Here is a 19853-nt window from a genome sequence, read left to right on the forward strand (position 1 = left end):
AGAGCCGCGAGCACGCGGTTGTTTTCCGGCCGACCCTGTGTCGGCCGTTTCATGGGGAGTTCACAGTGAATCCGGTCAAAGTAGGCATCTGTGGGTTAGGGACCGTCGGTGGCGGTACCTTCAACGTACTTCAGCGCAACGCCGAGGAAATTGCTCGTCGTGCCGGGCGTGGAATCGAAGTGGCACAAATTGCCACGCGCACGCCAAAGCCTCAGTTCCAGACGACCGGTATTGCGATTACCAACGATGTCTTCGAAGTGGCCACGAACCCTGAGATCGACATCGTCATAGAGCTGATGGGCGGCTACACCGTTGCCCGCGAGCTGGTACTCAAGGCCATCGAGAATGGCAAGCATGTGGTCACCGCGAACAAGGCGCTGATAGCCGTTCACGGTAATGAGATTTTCGCCAGGGCACGCGAGAAAGGCGTGATCGTGGCGTTCGAAGCAGCGGTGGCCGGTGGCATTCCGGTGATCAAGGCGATCCGCGAAGGCCTGTCCGCCAACCGCATCAACTGGGTTGCCGGGATCATCAACGGCACCGGCAACTTCATCCTCACCGAAATGCGCGAGAAGGGCCGTACGTTTGAAGACGTGCTCGCCGAAGCGCAGGCACTGGGTTATGCCGAAGCCGACCCGACCTTCGACGTCGAAGGCATCGATGCCGCGCACAAGCTGACCATTCTGGCGTCGATTGCCTTCGGCATTCCGCTGCAATTCGACAAGGCATACACCGAAGGCATCACCAAGCTGACCACTGCCGACGTCAACTACGCCGAAGCGCTGGGCTATCGCATCAAGCACCTCGGTGTGGCGCGCAGCACTGACGCCGGCATCGAGTTGCGCGTGCACCCGACGCTGATTCCGGCCGATCGCCTGATCGCCAACGTCAACGGCGTGATGAACGCAGTGATGGTCAACGGTGACGCCGCCGGTTCGACGCTGTTCTACGGTGCCGGCGCTGGCATGGAGCCGACCGCTTCGTCGGTGATCGCCGACCTGGTCGACGTCGTCCGCGCGATGACTTCCGACCCGGAAAACCGTGTGCCGCACCTGGCCTTCCAGCCGGACTCGCTGTCGGCGCATCCGATCCTGCCGATCGAAGCCTGCGAAAGCGCTTACTACCTGCGCATTCACGCCAAGGATCATCCGGGCGTACTGGCTCAGGTGGCGAGCATCCTGTCGGAGCGCGGCATCAATATCGAATCGATCATGCAGAAGGAAGTCGAAGAGCATGACGGCCTCGTGCCGATGATCCTGCTGACCCACCGCGTGGTCGAGCAGCGTATCAACGATGCGATCACCGCGCTGGAAGCACTGGCTGGCGTCGACGGCCCGGTTGTACGGATCCGTGTCGAACATTTGAACTAAAAGCAGCGGCAAGCGGCAAGTTACAAGCGGCAAGACGAAGCGGTTCGGCTTCGACTTGCAGCTTGCAGCTTGAGGCTTGCAGCTCAAACCAAAGGTTTGCCCCTATGCGTTATATCAGTACTCGCGGCCAGGCCCCGGCCCTTAATTTCGAAGAGGTCCTGCTGGCTGGTCTGGCGACCGACGGCGGTCTGTACGTCCCGGAAAATCTGCCACGTTTCACTCAGGAAGAGATCGCTTCCTGGGCCGGCCTGCCGTATTACGAACTGGCGTTCCGGGTGATGCGCCCGTTCGTTACCGGCAGCATTCCGGATGCCGATTTCAAGAAGATCCTCGAAGAAACCTACGGCGTGTTCGCGCACAGCGCCGTGGCGCCATTGCGTCAGTTGAACGGTAATGAATGGGTGCTGGAACTGTTCCACGGCCCGACGCTGGCGTTCAAGGACTTCGCCCTGCAACTGCTCGGCCGTCTGCTCGATTACGTGCTGGAAAAGCGCGGCGAGCGCGTGGTGATTGTCGGTGCCACCTCCGGTGATACCGGTTCGGCGGCCATCGAAGGCTGCAAGCATTGCGAAAACGTCGACATCTTCATCCTTCACCCGTACCAGCGTGTGTCGGAAGTACAGCGTCGGCAAATGACGACGATCTTCGGCGAGAACATCCACAACATCGCCATCGAAGGCAACTTCGACGACTGCCAGGAAATGGTCAAGAACAGCTTTGCCGACCAGAGCTTCCTCAAAGGCACGCGTCTGGTGGCGGTGAACTCGATCAATTGGGCGCGGATCATGGCCCAGATCGTTTACTACTTCCATGCCGCGCTGCAGTTGGGCGGTCCGGCGCGCTCGGTGTCGTTCTCGGTGCCGACCGGCAACTTCGGCGACATCTTCGCCGGTTACCTGGCGCGCAACATGGGCCTGCCGATCAACCAGTTGATCGTGGCGACCAATCGCAACGACATCCTGCACCGCTTCATGAGCGGCAATCAGTACGTCAAGGAAACCCTGCACGCAACGCTGTCGCCGTCGATGGACATCATGGTCTCGTCGAACTTCGAGCGTCTGCTGTTCGACCTGCACGGTCGCAACGGTGCGGCGATTGCCGGTTTGATGGACTCGTTCAAAAAGGATGGCAGCTTCAGCGTGGAACAAGAGCGCTGGACCGAAGCGCGCAAGCTGTTCGACTCGCTGGCGGTGGACGATGCGCAGACCTGCGAAACCATCGCCGACGTCTACGAGCAGAGCGGTGAAGTCCTTGATCCGCACACTGCCATCGGCGTGAAGGCTGCGCGCGAGTGCCGTCGCAGTCTGGACATTCCGATGGTGATTCTGGGTACTGCCCATCCGGTCAAGTTTCCCGAGGCAGTGGAGAAAGCGGGTGTAGGAAAAGCGCTCGAACTACCTGCACATCTTTCTGATTTGTTTGAGCGAAACGAGCGCTGCACCGTGCTGCCAAACGACCTGAAAGCCGTGCAAGCCTTTGTCAGTCAGCACGGCAACCGCGGCAAGCCACTCTAAGCCAGTAAAAGCTGTCACATTTTGAAGCCCGTCTCCTGACGGGCTTTTTTGTTTCTGCTGCCACACTGCTCGGGTTTTCACCCACGAAGGACGGGTGAGTCGATCACGAAGGAAATGGCAATGCTGTTTTACAGAGGTTTGAAACCGGCACTGGGCTGGTTGTTTTTGTTGGCGGTGCTGGGATGGATGCACAGCGGCGTGGCGGCGCAGATGGCACGCGATCAGGCCAATGCGGCGGTCAACGTGGCGGCTGTCGAGCTGGATGCGCAAGAGCGGCAGTGGATCCGCGACAACCCCAGAGTGACGGTTGCATCGGTGCAATATCCGCTGTACCTGTTTCAGGACGAACACGGCCAATGGAGCGGCCTGAACAACGATGTGCTCAAACGCGTCAGTGCAATGACGGGCCTGCAATTCGAGCATCAGGAGTCGTTCTCCACCGATCATATGCTTGAACGTCTGCAAAGCGGGGTCGCGGACATCAGTACGACATTGGCCATGAGTGATGATCGCAAGACCTTTCTGGATTTCAGTCATGCTTTCGGAGGTGCCGGCTGGGTTTTTGTCGGACATGCCAACACCCCAAGGGTGGAGTCTTTCGAACAGCTGGCCAAGCGCGTTGTGGTGTTACCCGCCCGCCATGCTCTGGAGGACGTGATTCGGCGCGATTACCCGTCGATTCAAATTCGTTCGGTGAAGACCTACGCCGAAGCGCGAGCGTTGGTGGAAAGCGGTGAAGCCTATGCGACCATCGAAAACGAAATCGGCGCGCAGCTTTATCCGTTGGGCATGCTCAAGGTCGGCGGACTGGTAGAAGGCAAGTGGGAAGCCGATCATCTGGCTGTGCGAAAAGGCATGCCGCAGCTGCTGAGTATTCTCAACAAGGCGCTGGAAGCTTTCCCGGCTGCCGAGTTGCGGGCGATCCGTCTCAAATGGCTTGAAGGCATCTCGCCGCCACCGGTGCCGTCCCTCTTGGAGCGGCTGGTCGAGTGGGCATGCTGGGCGATGGGGGTGATCGGTGTGTTCGGAATACTGTCGTTGGTATGGAACAGACGCCTGGCGGCGGTGATCAAGTTGCGCTGTGAAGCGGAAAAGGAGCTGGGTGATCAACTGGCCTTTCAGCATGCTCTGATCGATTCCATGCCAGACCCTGTATTCGTACGCGATTTGCAGGGGCGTCTGATCATCTGCAACCGCAGTTACGAAGAAGCGCTGTCGGTGCGCCTGGATCAGATGCAGGGGCGTTTGCTGATCGAGGTTGACGCATTTCCCGAAGCCACCGCGCGGATGCTGCACGACGAATTCATCGCGCAGCTGCAGACCCGCAAGTCGCGCTTCAGCAAGCGCCAGTTGCTATTCAATGGCGGGCCTCGAGAGGTCTATCAGTGGACCGTGCCTTTTTACAGCGGCGACGGCAAGTTGCGCGGCTTGTTGGGCGGCTGGACCGACATCACCCAGCGCCGGACCGAGAGCGGCTGCCGATGTCTGCAATAAAGAAGGGAAATGTCCTGCAAGACGCGACTACTTTTCTGATGGGAGGCTTAAGACGCCTGCCCTAGAGTGGACGACAACTGCGGTGAGAGTCCGCGATGATCGCTCCAGAGGTCGCCCATGCGCTCGCTTAAAGTCCTGATTCTTGAACCCAACCCGTTCCAACTGATGGCATTGCATCAAATGCTCAATGCCATCGGCATCTACGACGTCTTGACCGCGCCTTCGCTTGCGTCAGCGCTGTGTTCCCTGGGGCACCGCGGTGCGGTAGATATCGCCATTTGCGATCCGCAACTCAAGGGTGGCGATGGCCTGGCCCTGATTCACCATTTGGCCGCCCACCATGAGGCGCGCGCGCTGATTCTGCTGGGGTCTGTCGCGCAGAGCCTGTTGAGTGATCTGGAACCGGTGCTCCGCCAGCAACGTCTGCGTCTGCTGGGGCGTCTGCAGACGCCGGTCTCGGCAGTGTTGATGAGGGGGCTGCTGGACAGCTATCTGATCACACCACAGGAACTCGTCGAGGTCTGAAACCGGCGGTTATTTTTCTGTCATCTTCGCCGTGCATGCTCTGTCAGACGCAGGCCCATGAGATTGGGGCGCGACAGGCAGAACTTTCTTCTCGGGCCGGTGGTCATTTAATGTGAACACGCCCCAGGCACTGTGTTTTCGGACTATTGAGTGGAGATCGAGATGGAAAGTATCAGTCTATTGCTCGGTGAGGCTCTGAGCCCGTATCAGGTGACGCTGACCCCTCGCGGCAGCCATGGTGAATGTCTGGTGACGCTGAAGAACAGCAGCGGCGCCATTGTGGTGGAACGCGAATTCAATCAGGCCCAGTTGAGCGACAAGCGCTTGCTGACCGACGTGGTGGACGGCCTGCACCGCGACGTGATGATCGCCGAAGGGCGGCTGGAACCCTGCGTCATTGCGGCGTTGCGCAATGCGGCTCTGGACAAGCGTCCGGCTCTGTAAAGATGAAATATTTTTTGTGGGAACCTTCCTGCATCCCTGTCAGTCAGACCCCATAGCAGCAGGATCAAGCATTGTGCTCCGGTGCTTGTCGCTTGCTGCTACGGGTCTCGAAGCAGACCCCGTTTAACCCCGAGTCGTCTCCCCACTTCTCGGGGTTTCTTTTGCCCGGCGTTTGCGCAGTGCGCGGCTTGTTGCTCGAAAAACCGAAGCGCCCGGCGGTGCTCAGATGGCCCCGTCTTCACGCAGCCGAGTGATTTGCGCCGCGTCGTAGCCCAGATCGCCAAGCACCTGCGCATTGTGTTCGCCAAGCTGCGGTCCGACCCACTCGGAGGCCCCCGGCGTTTCCGACAGCTTCGGCACGATGCCGGGCATCTTGAAGTCCTTGCCGTCCGGCAGCTTGGCATGCAGGAACATTTCCCGCGCCAGGTATTGCGGATCGTTGAACATGTCCTCGGCGCTAAAGATCCGGCTGACCGGTACGTCGGCCTGGTTGAGCAAGTCGAGAACAGTCTGCAGCGGTAGGGAATTGACCCAGCGATCGATCACGCCATACAACTCGTCGCGGCGACCGTCGCGGCCGTCATTACTGGCCAGCACCGGGTCGTTGGCCAGATCTTCACGGCCAATCACGAGCATGAAGCGTTTGAAGATCGCATCGCCATTGGCACCGATCTGCACATGCTTGCCGTCGGCGCTGGTGTGGATCGAAGAGGGCGTGATGCCCGGCATGATGTTGCCGCTGCGCTCGCGGATGAAACCGAAGACGTCGAACTCCGGCACCATGCTTTCCATCATCGCGAAAATGGCTTCGTAGAGCGCAACGTCGACTACTTGGCCCAGTCCGCCGTTGACCTCGCGATGACGCAGCGCCATCAATGCACCGATCACGCCCCACAGCGCGGCAATCGAATCGCCGATGGAGATCCCGGTGCGCACCGGTGGCCGGTCTTCGAAGCCGGTGATGTAACGCAGACCGCCCATGGATTCGCCGACCGCGCCAAAACCTGGCTGGTCTTTCATCGGCCCGGTCTGACCGAAACCGGACAGACGCACCATCACCAGTTTCGGATTCAGTGCGTGCAGGGTCTCCCAGCTCAGGCCGAGTTTTTCCAGTACGCCGGGTCGGAAGTTTTCGATAAGGATGTCGGCTTCACTGAGCAGCTTTTTCAGGATCGCCAAACCGTCAGGGTGTTTGAGATTGAGGGTCAGCGACTTCTTGTTGCGCGCCTGGACAAACCACCACAACGAGGTGCCTTCGTACAACTTGCGCCACTTGCGCAGGGGATCGCCGCCGTCCGGCGATTCGATCTTGATCACTTCGGCGCCGAATTCGCCGCAAATGCGCGAGGCAAACGGCCCGGCGATCAGCGTACCCAATTCAATGACTTTCAGACCCGAGAGCGGTTTGCTGGTGAACGGCATGCGAAATCCTGTAGGACAAGGCTGAACGGAGACAGGGTTTTAACATAGCCGGCTGTCAGACGCCGCAGCTCGATCGCCATCAATTCGATGATTGCCTGTGGCATCGGTTAGACTTGCCGACTTTCCTCGTATCAAGAAGCCCGTTCATGGCCCAGCCGTCCACTACCTACAAATTCGAACTGAACCTCACCGACCTCGACCGCAGCGTCTACGAGAGCGTCAAGCAGACCATCGCCCGTCATCCTTCGGAAACCGAAGAACGCATGACTGTGCGGCTGCTGGCCTACGCGCTCTGGTACAACGAGCAGCTGTCGTTCGGCCGTGGTCTGTCAGACGTGGATGAACCGGCCTTGTGGGAAAAGAGCCTGGACGACCGTGTCCTGCACTGGATCGAAGTCGGCCAGCCGGATGCCGATCGCCTGACCTGGTGCTCGCGCCGCACCGAACGCACCAGTCTGCTGGCCTACGGCAGCCTGCGTGTCTGGGAAACCAAGGTGATCCCGGCGATCAAGAACCTGAAAAACGTCAACATCGCCGCCGTTCCGCCGGAAGTGCTGGAGACCTTGGCCAAGGACATGCCCCGCGTCATCAAGTGGGACGTGATGATCAGCGAAGGCACGATCTTCGTCACCGACGACCGCGGTCAGCACGAAGTCCAGTTGCAATGGCTGCAAGGTGAGCGCGGCTGAGGTCGCGACACCGCTGATATTTTCCCACGAATCAAAGAGAAGCCTCCTTCGCCCCATGCGTATCGAACCTCGTCAACTGCCTGCCACGCTGCCTTTCCTCGGTGATCTGCCGCCACTGCTGACCCGCTTGTACGCGGCGCGGGGCGTGCAATCGGAAGCGGAGTTGGACAAAAGTCTGGCGCGCTTGATCCCGTTCCAGCAGCTCAAAGGCATCGATGCGGCGGTCGACCTGCTGGTGACGGCACTGGAGCAACGCCAGCGCATTTTGATCGTCGGCGACTTCGACGCGGACGGCGCCACCGCCAGCACCGTCGGTGTGCTCGGTTTGCGCCTGCTGGGCGCGGCGCATGTCGATTACTTGGTGCCGAACCGTTTCGAATACGGCTATGGCCTGACGCCGGAAATCGTCGAAGTCGCGCTGACCCGTGAACCGCAACTATTGATCACCGTCGACAACGGCATCTCCAGCGTCGAAGGCGTTGCGGCGGCCAAGCGTGCCGGACTGAAGGTGTTGATCACCGACCACCACTTGCCCGGCGATGAACTGCCGCAGGCCGATGCGCTGGTCAATCCGAACCAGCCGGGCTGCGAGTTTCCGAGCAAGGCGCTGGCCGGCGTCGGGGTGATTTTTTATGTGTTGATGGCCTTGCGCGCGCGACTGCGCAGCCTTGGCTGGTACGAGAGCAAACCGCAACCGAACATCGGCGAACTGCTCGACCTGGTGGCGCTGGGCAGCGTCGCCGACGTGGTGCCGCTGGATGCCAACAACCGCATTCTCGTGCATCAAGGGCTGGAGCGGATTCGTGCCGGCCGGGCGCGTCCGGGCATCAAGGCGATCCTCGAAGTCGCCAAGCGAGAGGCTGCGCGGATCACTTCCACCGACCTGGGTTTCATCGTCGGCCCGCGCTTGAACGCCGCCGGACGTCTGGACGACATGAGCCTGGGCATCGAATGCCTGCTCACCGCCGACGCCAATCTGGCGCGGGAAATGGCTGCGCAACTGGACGGCATGAACCAGGATCGCAAATCCATCGAGCAGGGCATGCAACGTGAAGCGCTGGCACAGCTCAAGGATCTGCCGGTCGAGTCGATGCCGTTCGGTCTGTGCCTGTTCGATCCGGAGTGGCATCAGGGCGTGATCGGTATCCTCGCCTCGCGGATGAAAGAGCGCTATTTCCGCCCGACCATTGCTTTCGCCGATGCCGGTGACGGCTTGCTCAAGGGCTCCGGACGCTCGGTGCAGGGCTTCCATATTCGCGATGCGCTGAGCGTGGTCGCGGCGCAGCATCCGAACCTGATCGCCAAGTACGGTGGCCACGCGATGGCCGCTGGTCTGACCTTGGCGCAGGAAAATTTTCCCTTGTTCGCCGAGGCATTTGACGCTGAAGTACGTAGGCAACTTCGCGAAGAAGACCTCACCGGGCGCATGTTGTCGGACGGCACGCTGGCCGTCGAAGAGTTTCACCTCGAACTGGCCCGCGCCTTGCGTCACGCCGGGCCATGGGGGCAGCATTTCCCCGAGCCGCTGTTTCATGGCGTGTTCCAGTTGGTCGAGCAGCGCGTGGTTGGCGAACGGCATTTGAAAGTGGTGCTGAAAAGCGAATGCGGCTCGGTGAAGCTCGATGGCATCGCGTTTGGCATTGATCGCGATGTATGGCCGAACCCGACGATTCAATGGGTGGAACTGGCTTACAAGCTCGACGTTAACGAGTTTCGCGGCAACGAGACTGTGCAGCTGATGATTGCTCATATCGAACCGCGTTAAGCCATTCGCGAGCAGGCTCGCTCCCACAATACGGTGCAGTCTTGTGGGAGCGAGCCTGCTCGCGAAAGTGTCCTTTCACACACTGAATTACTCTGAACCCTCCGTCATTCCCGGTTGTCGACTAGGCTCTAAGCACTGCTTGATTGGCCTTGTGACGTCTTGTCGAATTTTTGCCCGCGGGGGCGGGTGCTGCACCCTTTTTCTGTCACTCGTCGACTTTTCAAACAGAACCCTGGAGCCTGCCCACTGATTCGAGAGGTGCCCCATGAGTCTGCTGCTTGAACCCTTTACTCTTCGCCAACTGACCCTGCCCAACCGCATCGCCGTGTCGCCGATGTGCCAGTACTCCAGCGTCGACGGCCTGGCCAACGACTGGCATCTGGTGCACTTGGGCAGCCGCGCGGTGGGCGGTGCCGGTCTGGTTTTCACCGAAGCCACGGCAGTTACCGCCGACGGGCGCATCACCGCCGAAGACCTCGGTCTGTGGAACGACGAACAGATCGAACCGCTGCAACGCATCACTCGCTTCATCACCGCCCGGGGTGCGGTCGCTGGTATTCAACTGGCCCACGCCGGGCGCAAGGCCAGCACCCACCGGCCGTGGATCGGAAAGCATGGCAGCGTCAAACCCGAGGATGGCGGCTGGACCCCGGTCGGGCCATCACCGATTGCTTTCGATCCGCAACATACCCAGCCGAAACAGCTCGATGAAGGGCAGATCGCCGAGGTGATTCAGGCCTTTGTCGACGCGGCCAAACGCGCGCTGACGGCGGGGTTCAGCGTGGTCGAGGTGCATGCCGCGCACGGCTATCTGCTGCATCAGTTTCTTTCGCCGCTGAGCAATCAACGCCGCGATCAATACGGTGGTTCGTTCGAAAACCGCATCCGCCTGGTGCTGCAAGTCACCGAAGCGGTGAGGGCGGTGTGGCCAGAGGAATTGCCGGTGTTTGTCCGCGTCTCGGCAACCGATTGGGTTGAAGACGGCTGGAATCCGGATGAGACCGTGGAGCTGGCGCGTCGCCTTCACACGCTGGGCGCCGATCTCATTGATGTGTCTTCAGGAGGGACAGCTGCAAACGCAGAAATTCCGGTCGGACCCGGTTATCAGACGCGTTTCGCCGAGCGTGTACGCAAAGAGTCAGGCATCGCCACCGGCACTGTCGGCATGATTACCGAGCCTGCCCAGGCCGAGCACATTCTGCGTACCTGTCAGGCCGATATCATTTTCCTTGCCCGCGAACTGCTGCGTGATCCGTACTGGCCGTTGCATGCCGATGACGATCTGGGTGGACGCAAAGCGGTGTGGCCGGCGCAGTATCAGCGGGCGACCCATCGGGATCAGCCGATTCATGAATCGGATTTGCGTGATTGAGTCAGTCGAGATAAAGCAAAAAGCCCCGGTCAGTGATGGCCGGGGCTTTTTTCGTCTGGTTGTCTTTGTTGCCGTGCTGGCGCCATCGTTGGCAAGCCAGCTCCCACAGGTTTGGTGGCGTACGCGAAATTTATGCTCGACACCATTCATTGTGGGAGCTGGCTTGCCAGCGATGAGGTCCGCGCAGGCGCCTCAAATCTTCAAGGGTATTTGCGCTTGTCCGGCGCTGGCGGGAAGTACTGGTACAACCAGGTCTCACTTAAGGTGCGGTCGTTGGTACGAATGAACAGGCGCAATTCCACTGGCTCTACGCTGTCATTGGTCGGGTACCAGTCGAACAGGATCCGATAACCCTTGATGTCATCCAGCACCAGCACGCTGAAGTCCTGCACCTTGCCGTTGGAACAGGTAATCACCGGCTCGATCCCGGTGCCCTGCGGCAGGCGCTCGAGGCCGCCGCCGGTGAAGTCCACGGCAAAACGGCGCGCCCAGACTGGCGGGTAGTGTTCACCCGGCGCCCAACCCTCGGTGAAGCCGCCCATGCCCGAACGCGTCGCGTGCACTCGCGCCAGTGGCGTGCCGACCGGTGGCAGCGCGCTCCAGTACAGCTTGTACCCGTAGTTCAGCGAATCACCGGCAGCCACGGGTTTCTTCGGCGTCCAGAACGCGACGATGTTATCCAGCGTCTCGCCGGTCGTAGGAATTTCCAGCAGATCGATCGAGCCTTCGCCCCAGGCGGTTGTCGGTTCTACCCACAGGCTCGGGCGCTTGCTGTACCAATCGACAGTGTCCTGATAGTTGGCGAATTCGTGGTCGGTCTGCACCAGTCCGAAACCCTTCGGGTCCTTGTCGGCAAATGCGTTGAATTGCAGCGTCGCCGGGTTGTTCAACGGACGGCAGATCCACTCGCCATTGCCACGCCACATTGCCAGTCGGTCGGAGTCGTGAATCTGCGGGTGAATGGTGTCGCACATGCGCCGTTCGTGGGTGCCGCAGCTGAACATGCTGGTCATTGGCGCCACGCCGAGTTGTTCGATGGTGGTACGAGCATTGATGTGCGCGTCGATTTCCATCACCACGCGCTCGGCCTGGCAATCGATGTCGAAGCGATAGGCGCCGGTCGCGCTCGGCGAGTCGAGCAGGGCGTAGACCACAAAACGTGTGGCGTTCTTGTCAGGCGTCTCGAACCAGAACTTGGTGAAGTCGGGAAACTCTTCGCGCTTCTTCGCGTAGGTATCAATGGCCAGGCCGCGCGCGGAGAGGCCATATTGGCCAGTAGCATCGACCGCACGGAAATAGCTGGCGCCGAGAAACGACACCACGTCATGCCGATCCAGCTCCGGTGCCTTGAACAGCTTGAAGCCGGCAAAACCCAGGTCGCCCTTGAGCTGCTGGGTGTCGACCGAAGTGTTCTCATAATTGAACAGCGCCGGGCGGAAATGCACCTCGCGCGCCATGCGCGTCTTCGGATCAACGCTGTACATGCGCACCGGCTGGCGAAAACCCATGCCGACATGGAAGAACTGCACGTCCAGCTGACCTTTATTTTCCTTCCACAACGAATGCTCGCCGTCGTAGCGGATCGCGTTGAAATTCTGCGGAGTCATGGTTGCCAGGGTTGGCGGCAACACCTGTTTCGTATCCTGGTAGGCATTGCCGGCGAGCTGCTTGGCCTGACGCTTCAACGCTTCGAAATCGAAGGCCTGGGCCTCGCCATCGGCGGCGCCACCATTGGCCGCCCAGGCGCGAGCGGCCAACAGACCCGACGCGGAAAGACCGGTATAGGCCGCAATGGCCATGGACGCTTTGAGCAAATTCCTGCGGTGCATAAATACAACCTGTCGTGTGCAATCCAGCGCCGTTCCTGGCACCTGTCGGATCGGAAATTACGGTTCGGTCATGCCTTCGGCCAAACGCAACGGACTATAAACAGATGCCCGCTAGCTTAATCGGTTCGATTGTCGGGCAAAAAGGCTTGTTTGCGTTGCGTCATCTGGCAATGAAACAAGACATGTCTGTAATTTTTCTGACAGGGCTCTCTGATTTAGAGGGCATATCTGCTTTTTTCGATTAATTACTCTAAAAACCACTTTTCAACGCCGATTTAATTCCTATTCTATGGGCAAGACCGGATACAAGCCTTCGTGCCGGCGGGGCACACGACGCTGCTCGAAGAGGCAGGGCGATGTGAGGTTCAGCAGTTTCTTGACTCAATAGAGAAGGACATCGTCCATGGCAAAAATACAAGGCATCACCGAAATGTTGGGCATTTTTCCTTGCTTGGGCGGCGGGCGCAGAAGACGCCGGCTCAGTTCGGAAGAGTTGAAGCTGGTGGAGCGTTACCGGGAGCTTTCCGAGAATGACCGGATTGCGATGAGGTATCTGGTGGATGCGATGCGGAGTGTTTCGCGGTTTTAAAGCTGGGGCGGGAGCCGTGAAAGCCATTTGGCTTTTACGGCGGCCAGATCAGTCAGCCACTCGCGTCGGCATCGGCGAGGCCTATATCGATGGCCATTCAACTGGCTAGAAGGTTTACAGGCTGGCCTTGTAGCGAGGGCGAAAGCTTCCTCGCTACAAGGCCTTCTGGTTTAGCGGACCGGATACGGTTGCTGGCCGTGCATCAAGTCCGGTACATCACGCCATTTGACCCACGCCTGCTGTTGCCAGTGCAGCAATGGCACGGTGACGCCTGCCCAGTGCATCGAACTGAGGCTCGGTTGATTGTCCACAGGATTCGATTGCACTTCGCGCAGCATCGGAATGACTTCATGGCTCAACCATTGGCGCAGGTGACGGTTTTCCGGGACGAAGTGATGGATGAGCAGGGCGAACAGCCCAGACTCGCTGACCATCGCGCAATCGACGATTTCGCCGTTCTTTCGCAATAGCACATTGCGACGCTGGTCGGGATCGAGTTTCAGGGTGAGACGTTCGTTGAGGTGGTAACCCATCAGGCGCCCAAGGTCCTGAACACAGAACCATATCTCGTGTTCCTGCATAAAAGCATGAAGGAAGCGGTCGTGGCGGGTGAAGATGGTGGGGGTGAAGTGCGTCGACGGAGCATTCTGGATTTGCGTAGACATGTAGTGACTTCCGTTTCGAGTTGGAAAGCCGCCACCAATTCTTCGAAAAATTGGGTGGCGAGCCGAATGGCGTTCGAAGTCGGGTTACTTCCTGTCGAAACGGTAAAGCCGGAAGGCCCGCGCCACACGGCCCGCCATAAAGCAGAACTGAAGTTGTGAACAATCAGCAGTTCAATGGAGGGCATGCAAGCACCGTTTTGACAGTTTCCGGCTTCGACCCCGGGTCGCTGAGTTTGCAGCGACGGGTAAAGCCTATCGGTCAGGCACTTGCGGCGACAAGTCTACTCTTTCGCCGCACAGCGTAGGAAATTGAGCTTTTTCAGGAAGGCTGCATCTGTAGGAAATGCCTGTTTTTACGCCCTCGCCAGCGAGGCTATCCCTGAGCAGTGTTTTTTCCGTTATTTGTGGAAATCTTGCGCACCGCTGCCGGTGCTGGGCCCTCGTTTCAGGCTCGAAGGATTTCCATGACTAACGGAGAGTTCAATGAAGGTTTCCCTCAGACAGATCAACGGCCCTTGGGATCAGGGTTGGGTGCTGGACAAACACATGGTAAGTAGTACCTTTCTTGGCAACGATGAACGCGGACATCCATGCTTCGATAATCAGCGCACTGAAGTTGGCGAGGCGACCTACCAGCTCAAATACCAGAAGGATTGGACGCAGGTCAGCCCACTTGCCCAAGCCGTTGCGACAAATGTTTTTCCAAAACTGGATCAGGTAGGTTTCGTGGTGCCTATGCCTGCTTCAAAGATTCGTCAGCGACAACCTGTTACTGAGGTCGCTCTGGCGTTAGGACGAATTATCGGGCGGCCGGTTTTCTCGGATTTGCTTCGGAAAGCGAACACAGGGAAGTCGCTCAAGGATTTGCATTCCAAAGCCGACAAGGTTGCCGCGATTGGAGACAGTTTCAGCGTCAATGATGAAATCACCACCGATGGGCGCTGGAATGTTTTGGTTGTAGATGATTTGTTTGATAGCGGCGCGTCGATGGACGCGGCCTGCGCTGTTTTGCGTAAATATCCGAAGGTGGGGAAAATTTACGTCGCAGCGCTAACCTGGAAGTGAACTCAATGACGACTGTATTTATTGCCGGCTCTATCAATATCAAGAACCTTGATCCCAAGGTAAAGGAGCGCATCAGTAATATCGTGGCGTCCGAGTTTGAGGTGGTAGTGGGTGATGCGGGTGGCGCAGACACCTCGATTCAGGAGTACCTACTGAGCCTCGAAGGATCCAGAACAACGGTCTTTTGCAGCGGTTCGGTACCGAGGAACAATCTTGGGCGGTGGCCCGCCAGGACCGTGGTCTCAAAACATTCCAAGGGATCGAGAGCCTTTTTCACCGAAAAAGACCTGGTCATGGCCGAAGCGGCTGATTACGGGCTAATGATATGGGATGCCAAGAGTACCGGTACGCTCAGCAACGTTATTGAACTGTTGTCGAGAAAAAAGAAGTCGCTGGTATTCGTCAACAAGGAAAAGCAGTTCAAAGTGGTCGGGGACGTCAGTCAGCTCGAGGAGTTGATTGCAGTCATGTCCGATCACGCCAGGCAAAAAGCCAACGAAAAAATCCGTTTGTTTGATCGTATTTCCTTACTGAAACATGATCAGGCGGAGCTTTCCTTCTAATGATTGTTCTTGGCTTTCTGACCCTCGGCAGCCTGTCTGTGAGGGCTCAAATAGGGCGTTGAGCCAAACCGAGTTCTTCGCGAACAGGCTCTCTCTCACAGAGAAGTGCCGATCGTAGGTAGTTGTTGACCTCAGTGCCTGAACATCACATGCCGAACCGTGGTGTAGTCCTCCAGCCCGAACATCGACATATCCTTGCCGTACCCGGACATTTTCTGACCTCCATGTGGCATTTCGCTGACGAGCATGAAGTGCGTGTTGACCCAGGTGCAGCCGTACTGCAGCCGCGCTGACAGGCGATGCGAACGCCCTGTGTCGGCGGTCCAGATGGAGGAGGCGAGGCCGTAGTCGGAGTCGTTGGCCCACTCAAGCGCTTGTGCTTCATCGGTAAATTTGGTCACCGAAACCACTGGACCGAACACTTCACGGCGGACGATTTCGTCATCCTGCTGCGCGTCGGCCAGCACCGTGGGTTCAAAGAAGAACCCATTGCCTTCGACAGCCTTGCCGCCGGTGATCAACCGGATGTGCGGCTGCGCCACGGCGCGCTCGACGAAAGCGGCGACGCGGTCGCGGTGTTGTGCGGTGATCAGCGGGCCCATCTCGGTGGAGGGATCATCCAGCACGCCGTATTTGATCGTGCTGACCGCCGCGCCGAGTTTTTCGACGAATTTGTCGTAAATCCCTTGCTGCGCGTAGATCCGGCAGGCAGCGGTGCAGTCCTGCCCGGCGTTGTAAAAACCGAAGGTACGAATGCCTTCCACCGCCGCGTCGATGTCGGCATCGTCGAAGATGATCACCGGTGCCTTGCCGCCCAGTTCCATGTGCATGCGCTTAACGCTGTCGGCGGTGCTGGAAATGATGTTCGACCCGGTGGCGATCGAACCGGTCAGCGACACCATGCGCACTTTCGGATGGCTGACCAGTGGACTGCCGACGGTAGCGCCCCGGCCGAACACCAGATTGAGTACACCGGCCGGGAATATGTCCGACGCCAGTTCGGCCAGACGCAACGCCGTCAACGGGGTTTGTTCCGACGGCTTGAGCACCACAGTATTACCGGCGGCCAGCGCCGGGGCGATTTTCCAGGCGACCATCATCAGCGGGTAATTCCACGGCGCGATGGAGGCGATCACTCCGACCGGATCGCGACGGATCATCGAAGTGTGACCGGGCAAATATTCGCCAGCGGCCGAACCACTCATGCAACGGCTGGCGCCGGCGAAGAAACGGAACACATCGGCAATCGCCGGGATCTCGTCGTTGAGCGCGGCGCTGTAGGGTTTGCCGCAATTGTCGGATTCCAGTTTCGCCAGTTCCTCGCCATGGGTTTCGATGGCGTCGGCGAGTTTGAGCAGCAACAGCGAGCGATCCTTCGGCGCGGTTTGCGACCACTCGGCAAAAGCGTTGTCGGCGGCGCGCACGGCGGCATCGACCTGGGCTTCGCTGGCTTCGTTGATGTCCACCAGCACATCGCCCCGCGCCGGGTTGAGCACTGGTTGCGCAGGGCCTTCGCCGTTGACCAGTTGGCCGTTGATCAAGAGTCGGGTTTGCATATCTGTGTCCTCTATTGTTCTGCCGAAACCGCTTCGAAAACTGTGGGAGCGAGCCTGCTCGCGAAGGCGTTGTGTCAGACGACATCAATGCTAGGTGTGACGGCCGCTTCGCGAGCAGGCTCGCTCCCACAGGGGTTGTGTGTGGTCTGTCAGCTATTCATTTTCCGCCGCTACCGGCAACACTCTCGCCCCCGCGCGTCAGGTAATACGCCCCGAGAATCGGCAGCATGGTGACCATCATCACCAGCATCGCCACGACGTTGGTCACCGGCACATCCCGTGGCCGGCTCAACTGGTTGAGCAGCCACAACGGCAGCGTGCGCTCATGCCCGGCGGTAAACGTGGTAACGATGATTTCATCGAACGACAGCGCAAACGCCAGCATGCCACCCGCCAGCAGCGCTGAGCCGAGGTTCGGCAGAATGATGTAGCGGAAGGTCTGCCAGCCGTCGGCGCCGAGATCCATCGACGCTTCGATCAGACTGTGTGAAGTGCGGCGCAGGCGGGCGATAACGTTGTTGTAGACGATCACCACGCAGAAGGTCGCGTGGCCGACGATGATGGTGAACATCCCCGGCTCGATGCCCAGCGACTTGAACGTCGCCAGCAAGGCGATCCCGGTGATGATCCCCGGCAACGCGATCGGCAAAATCAGCATCAGCGATATGCCTTGCTTGCCGAAGAAATCGCGCCGGTACAACGCGGCCGAGGCGAGTGTGCCGAGCACCATGGCGATCAACGTGGCGATGGCTGCGATCTGCAATGACAGCTTGATGGCTTCCAGTACATCCGGCCGGGAAAACGCCACGCTGAACCAGTGCAGGGTAAAGCCCTTCGGCGGAAAACTGAACGCGGCCTCCTCGGTGTTGAAGGCGTAGAGGAAGATGATCAGGATCGGAAAGTGCAAAAACACCAGCCCGCCCCAGGCTGCGATTTTTAAACCCAAAGACGCACGCCCTTGTGCTGAAGCGTCAAAGTGCATCGAAAGCCCCCAGTCGTTTGACGATGGACAGGTAAACCGCGATTAGCACGATCGGCACCAGGGTGAACGCCGCGGCCATCGGCATGTTGCCAATCGCACCTTGCTGCGCGTACACCATGCTGCCGACAAAGTAGCCCGGTGGCCCGACCAGTTGCGGCACGATGAAGTCGCCCAGCGTCAGCGAAAAAGTGAAGATCGAGCCTGCGGCAATTCCCGGAATCGAAAGCGGCAGGATCACTTGCATAAAGGTCTGACGCGGCTTTGCGCCAAGGTCGGCCGAGGCCTGCAACAGCGATGGCGGCAGACGCTCCAGCGAAGCCTGAATCGGCAGGATCATGAACGGCAGCCAGATGTAGACAAACACCATGAACCGTCCCAGATGCGAGGTCGACAAGGTGCTGCCGCCGATCCCGGGAATCCCCAGAATGAATTGCAACACCGGCTCCAGCCCCAGATGCTGGACGAACCACTGCGCCACGCCGCCTTTGGCTAGCAGCAACGTCCACGCATAGGCCTTGACGATATAACTGGCCCACATCGGCAGCATCACCGCGATGTAGAAAAATGCCTTGGTTTTGCCCGTGGTGTAGCGCGCCATGTAGTAGGCAATCGGGAACGCGACGATGGCGCTGGCGATCGACACGGCGATGGCCATGCTCAGGGTGCGCAGGATGATGTCGAAATTCGAGGGCTGAAACAGCGCGGCAAAATTGGCCAGCGTCAGGTCCGGTGTCACCGCCATGGTGAAGTCGTCGAAGGTGTAGAAACCTTGCCACAACAGCATCAGCAACGAGCCCAGATAGATCGCCCCGAACCACAGCAGCGGCGGCACCAGCAACATCGACAGATACAGGTTCGGCTTGCGGTAGAGCAGGTCGGAAAACCTGCGCATCGGTGGCGACGAAGTCATCGCGAGCGAGCTCATTTCATACCCCGCTGGCCACGGTGTCGTGCAGCGCGATCATCGCTTCCCGCGCCCAGCGTGCGCTCAGACGCTGGCCAGTCTGTAGCTGTACGCCGCTGTCGAGCCACTGGTTGTTGGCCTGGCTGATGCTCAGGGTCTGGCCGTTTTCCAGCTGCAATTCATAGCGCGTGGCGCTGCCCTGATACTGGATATCGTGCAGCAGGCCGCTGACTTCGATTTCATGGCTGGCGAGTGGGCCTTCGGCGAAACGCACGTGTTCCGGGCGAATCGAAAACGGCTGTGGATGGCCGCTGATTTCCCGCGCCAGATCGCCGCGAATCACATTCGAGGTACCGACGAATTCGGCGACAAACGTGGTGCTCGGTTTCATGTACAGATTGCGCGGACTGTCGACCTGCTCGATGCGGCCCTTGTTGAACACCGCGACGCGATCGGACATCGACAGCGCTTCGGTCTGATCGTGGGTGACGAAGATGAAAGTGATGCCGAGCTGACGTTGCAGCTTCTTCAGCTCGCTTTGCATCTGCTCGCGCAATTTAAGGTCTAGCGCGCCCAACGGCTCGTCGAGCAACAGCACGCGCGGGCGATTGACCAAGGCGCGGGCGAGGGCGACACGCTGGCGCTGACCGCCAGACAACTGCACCGGTTTGCGTGAGCCATAGCCGCCGAGGGCGACCATGTCCAAGGCTTCTTCGGCACGCTGATGGCGCTCGGCTTTACCCACGCCTTTGACCTTCAAACCGTAGGCGACGTTGTCGAGCACGTTCATGTGCGGGAACAGTGCGTAATCCTGGAAAACCGTGTTGACGTCGCGTTGATACGGCGGCAAACCGGCGGCTTCGGCACCGTGAATGCGGATCGAACCGGCGCTCGGTTGCTCGAAACCGGCGATCAGGCGCAGGCAAGTGGTCTTGCCCGAGCCGGAAGGGCCGAGCATGGAAAAGAACTCACCGTCCTCGATATCGATGGACACCCGGTCAACGGCCTTCACTTCACCGAACTGCCGGGAAACGTTGGTGAACTGGACTGCAAGCGTCATGGTGCGGTGCTCCGGAAAGGCGAGGGCTGCCGTGGCGGCGTCCTG

18 protein-coding genes are annotated in these 19853 nt (G+C 59.2%); 11 read left to right on the top strand and 7 right to left on the bottom strand.

Annotated elements, in window-relative coordinates; genetic code table 11:
- Nucleotides 1–65: 65 nt before the first annotated feature.
- The 5 genes from ACZZZ4_RS13990 (at nt 66) to ACZZZ4_RS14010 (ending at nt 5347) form a co-directional block, all read left to right on the top strand.
- Nucleotides 66–1370 carry a homoserine dehydrogenase gene (locus tag ACZZZ4_RS13990; RefSeq protein WP_039759108.1) on the top strand — a complete coding sequence of 435 codons (1305 nt, stop codon included), beginning with the start codon at nt 66–68 and terminating at the stop codon, nt 1368–1370.
- 104 nt (nt 1371–1474) lie between these two features.
- Complete coding sequence (gene thrC, locus ACZZZ4_RS13995; protein ID WP_463548047.1) at nt 1475–2884, top strand: threonine synthase; 1410 nt, start codon at nt 1475–1477, stop codon at nt 2882–2884.
- Between the two features lie 120 nt (nt 2885–3004).
- Nucleotides 3005–4378, top strand: a complete 1374-nt coding sequence (locus ACZZZ4_RS14000; RefSeq protein WP_463548048.1) for a transporter substrate-binding domain-containing protein — start codon at nt 3005–3007, stop codon at nt 4376–4378.
- A gap of 117 nt (nt 4379–4495) precedes the next feature.
- Nucleotides 4496–4903 carry a response regulator gene (locus ACZZZ4_RS14005; RefSeq protein ID WP_415763558.1) on the top strand — a complete coding sequence of 136 codons (408 nt, stop codon included), beginning with the start codon at nt 4496–4498 and terminating at the stop codon, nt 4901–4903.
- A gap of 162 nt (nt 4904–5065) precedes the next feature.
- Entirely contained in the window at nt 5066–5347 is a 282-nt protein-coding gene (locus tag ACZZZ4_RS14010) for a DUF3509 domain-containing protein (protein WP_016771530.1), read from the top strand.
- Nucleotides 5348–5569: 222 nt separating this feature from the next.
- Here ACZZZ4_RS14010 and ACZZZ4_RS14015 read toward each other — a convergent pair whose 3' ends face one another.
- Nucleotides 5570–6769: a CaiB/BaiF CoA transferase family protein gene (locus ACZZZ4_RS14015; RefSeq protein WP_463548049.1), complete on the bottom strand. Its 1200-nt coding sequence runs from the start codon at nt 6767–6769 to the stop codon at nt 5570–5572.
- Between the two features lie 146 nt (nt 6770–6915).
- Between ACZZZ4_RS14015 and ACZZZ4_RS14020 the strand changes: the two genes are divergently transcribed.
- From ACZZZ4_RS14020 to ACZZZ4_RS14030, 3 genes are all read left to right on the top strand, one after another.
- Nucleotides 6916–7458 (top strand): YaeQ family protein, encoded by a 543-nt coding sequence (locus ACZZZ4_RS14020; protein WP_415763556.1) that lies wholly within the window; start codon nt 6916–6918, stop codon nt 7456–7458.
- A gap of 55 nt (nt 7459–7513) precedes the next feature.
- Entirely contained in the window at nt 7514–9223 is a 1710-nt protein-coding gene (gene recJ, locus ACZZZ4_RS14025; protein WP_415763555.1) for a single-stranded-DNA-specific exonuclease RecJ, read from the top strand.
- Nucleotides 9224–9488: 265 nt separating this feature from the next.
- Nucleotides 9489–10595 carry an NADH:flavin oxidoreductase/NADH oxidase gene (locus tag ACZZZ4_RS14030; protein WP_463548050.1) on the top strand — a complete coding sequence of 369 codons (1107 nt, stop codon included), beginning with the start codon at nt 9489–9491 and terminating at the stop codon, nt 10593–10595.
- A gap of 200 nt (nt 10596–10795) precedes the next feature.
- Here ACZZZ4_RS14030 and ACZZZ4_RS14035 read toward each other — a convergent pair whose 3' ends face one another.
- Nucleotides 10796–12424 carry a glucan biosynthesis protein D gene (locus tag ACZZZ4_RS14035; RefSeq protein WP_071174494.1) on the bottom strand — a complete coding sequence of 543 codons (1629 nt, stop codon included), beginning with the start codon at nt 12422–12424 and terminating at the stop codon, nt 10796–10798.
- A 403-nt stretch (nt 12425–12827) separates the two neighbouring features.
- Here ACZZZ4_RS14035 and ACZZZ4_RS14040 point away from each other — a divergent pair, with 403 nt between their 5' ends.
- Nucleotides 12828–13013, top strand: coding sequence for a hypothetical protein (locus ACZZZ4_RS14040; RefSeq protein WP_463548051.1), 186 nt, complete (start codon nt 12828–12830; stop codon nt 13011–13013).
- 170 nt (nt 13014–13183) lie between these two features.
- Here the strand turns inward: ACZZZ4_RS14040 and ACZZZ4_RS14045 are convergent, their stop codons facing one another.
- Entirely contained in the window at nt 13184–13678 is a 495-nt protein-coding gene (locus ACZZZ4_RS14045) for a BRO-N domain-containing protein (protein WP_415763553.1), read from the bottom strand.
- Nucleotides 13679–14161: 483 nt separating this feature from the next.
- Here ACZZZ4_RS14045 and ACZZZ4_RS14050 point away from each other — a divergent pair, with 483 nt between their 5' ends.
- Nucleotides 14162–14743, top strand: coding sequence for a ComF family protein (locus ACZZZ4_RS14050; protein WP_463548052.1), 582 nt, complete (start codon nt 14162–14164; stop codon nt 14741–14743).
- A 5-nt stretch (nt 14744–14748) separates the two neighbouring features.
- Entirely contained in the window at nt 14749–15306 is a 558-nt protein-coding gene (locus ACZZZ4_RS14055) for a hypothetical protein (RefSeq protein WP_090281937.1), read from the top strand.
- A gap of 131 nt (nt 15307–15437) precedes the next feature.
- On the opposite strand, the gene ACZZZ4_RS14060 is transcribed toward ACZZZ4_RS14055, so the two are convergent.
- From ACZZZ4_RS14060 to ACZZZ4_RS14075, 4 genes are all read right to left on the bottom strand, one after another.
- Nucleotides 15438–16862, bottom strand: a complete 1425-nt coding sequence (locus tag ACZZZ4_RS14060; protein ID WP_463548053.1) for a gamma-aminobutyraldehyde dehydrogenase — start codon at nt 16860–16862, stop codon at nt 15438–15440.
- Nucleotides 16863–17019: 157 nt separating this feature from the next.
- The gene (locus tag ACZZZ4_RS14065; RefSeq protein WP_463548054.1) at nt 17020–17844 is read right to left on the bottom strand and encodes an ABC transporter permease; all 825 of its coding nucleotides are present in this window, start codon (nt 17842–17844) and stop codon (nt 17020–17022) included.
- Complete coding sequence (locus tag ACZZZ4_RS14070) at nt 17834–18754, bottom strand: ABC transporter permease (RefSeq protein ID WP_463549277.1); 921 nt, start codon at nt 18752–18754, stop codon at nt 17834–17836. Before ACZZZ4_RS14070 ends, ACZZZ4_RS14065 begins: the two co-directional genes overlap by 11 nt.
- 16 nt (nt 18755–18770) lie before the next feature.
- On the bottom strand, nt 18771–19808 hold the full coding sequence (locus ACZZZ4_RS14075; RefSeq protein ID WP_463548055.1) for an ABC transporter ATP-binding protein: 1038 nt from the start codon (nt 19806–19808) through the stop codon (nt 18771–18773).
- Nucleotides 19809–19853: the final 45 nt, after the last annotated feature.

The organism is Pseudomonas sp. AC252 (genome assembly GCF_979258105.1).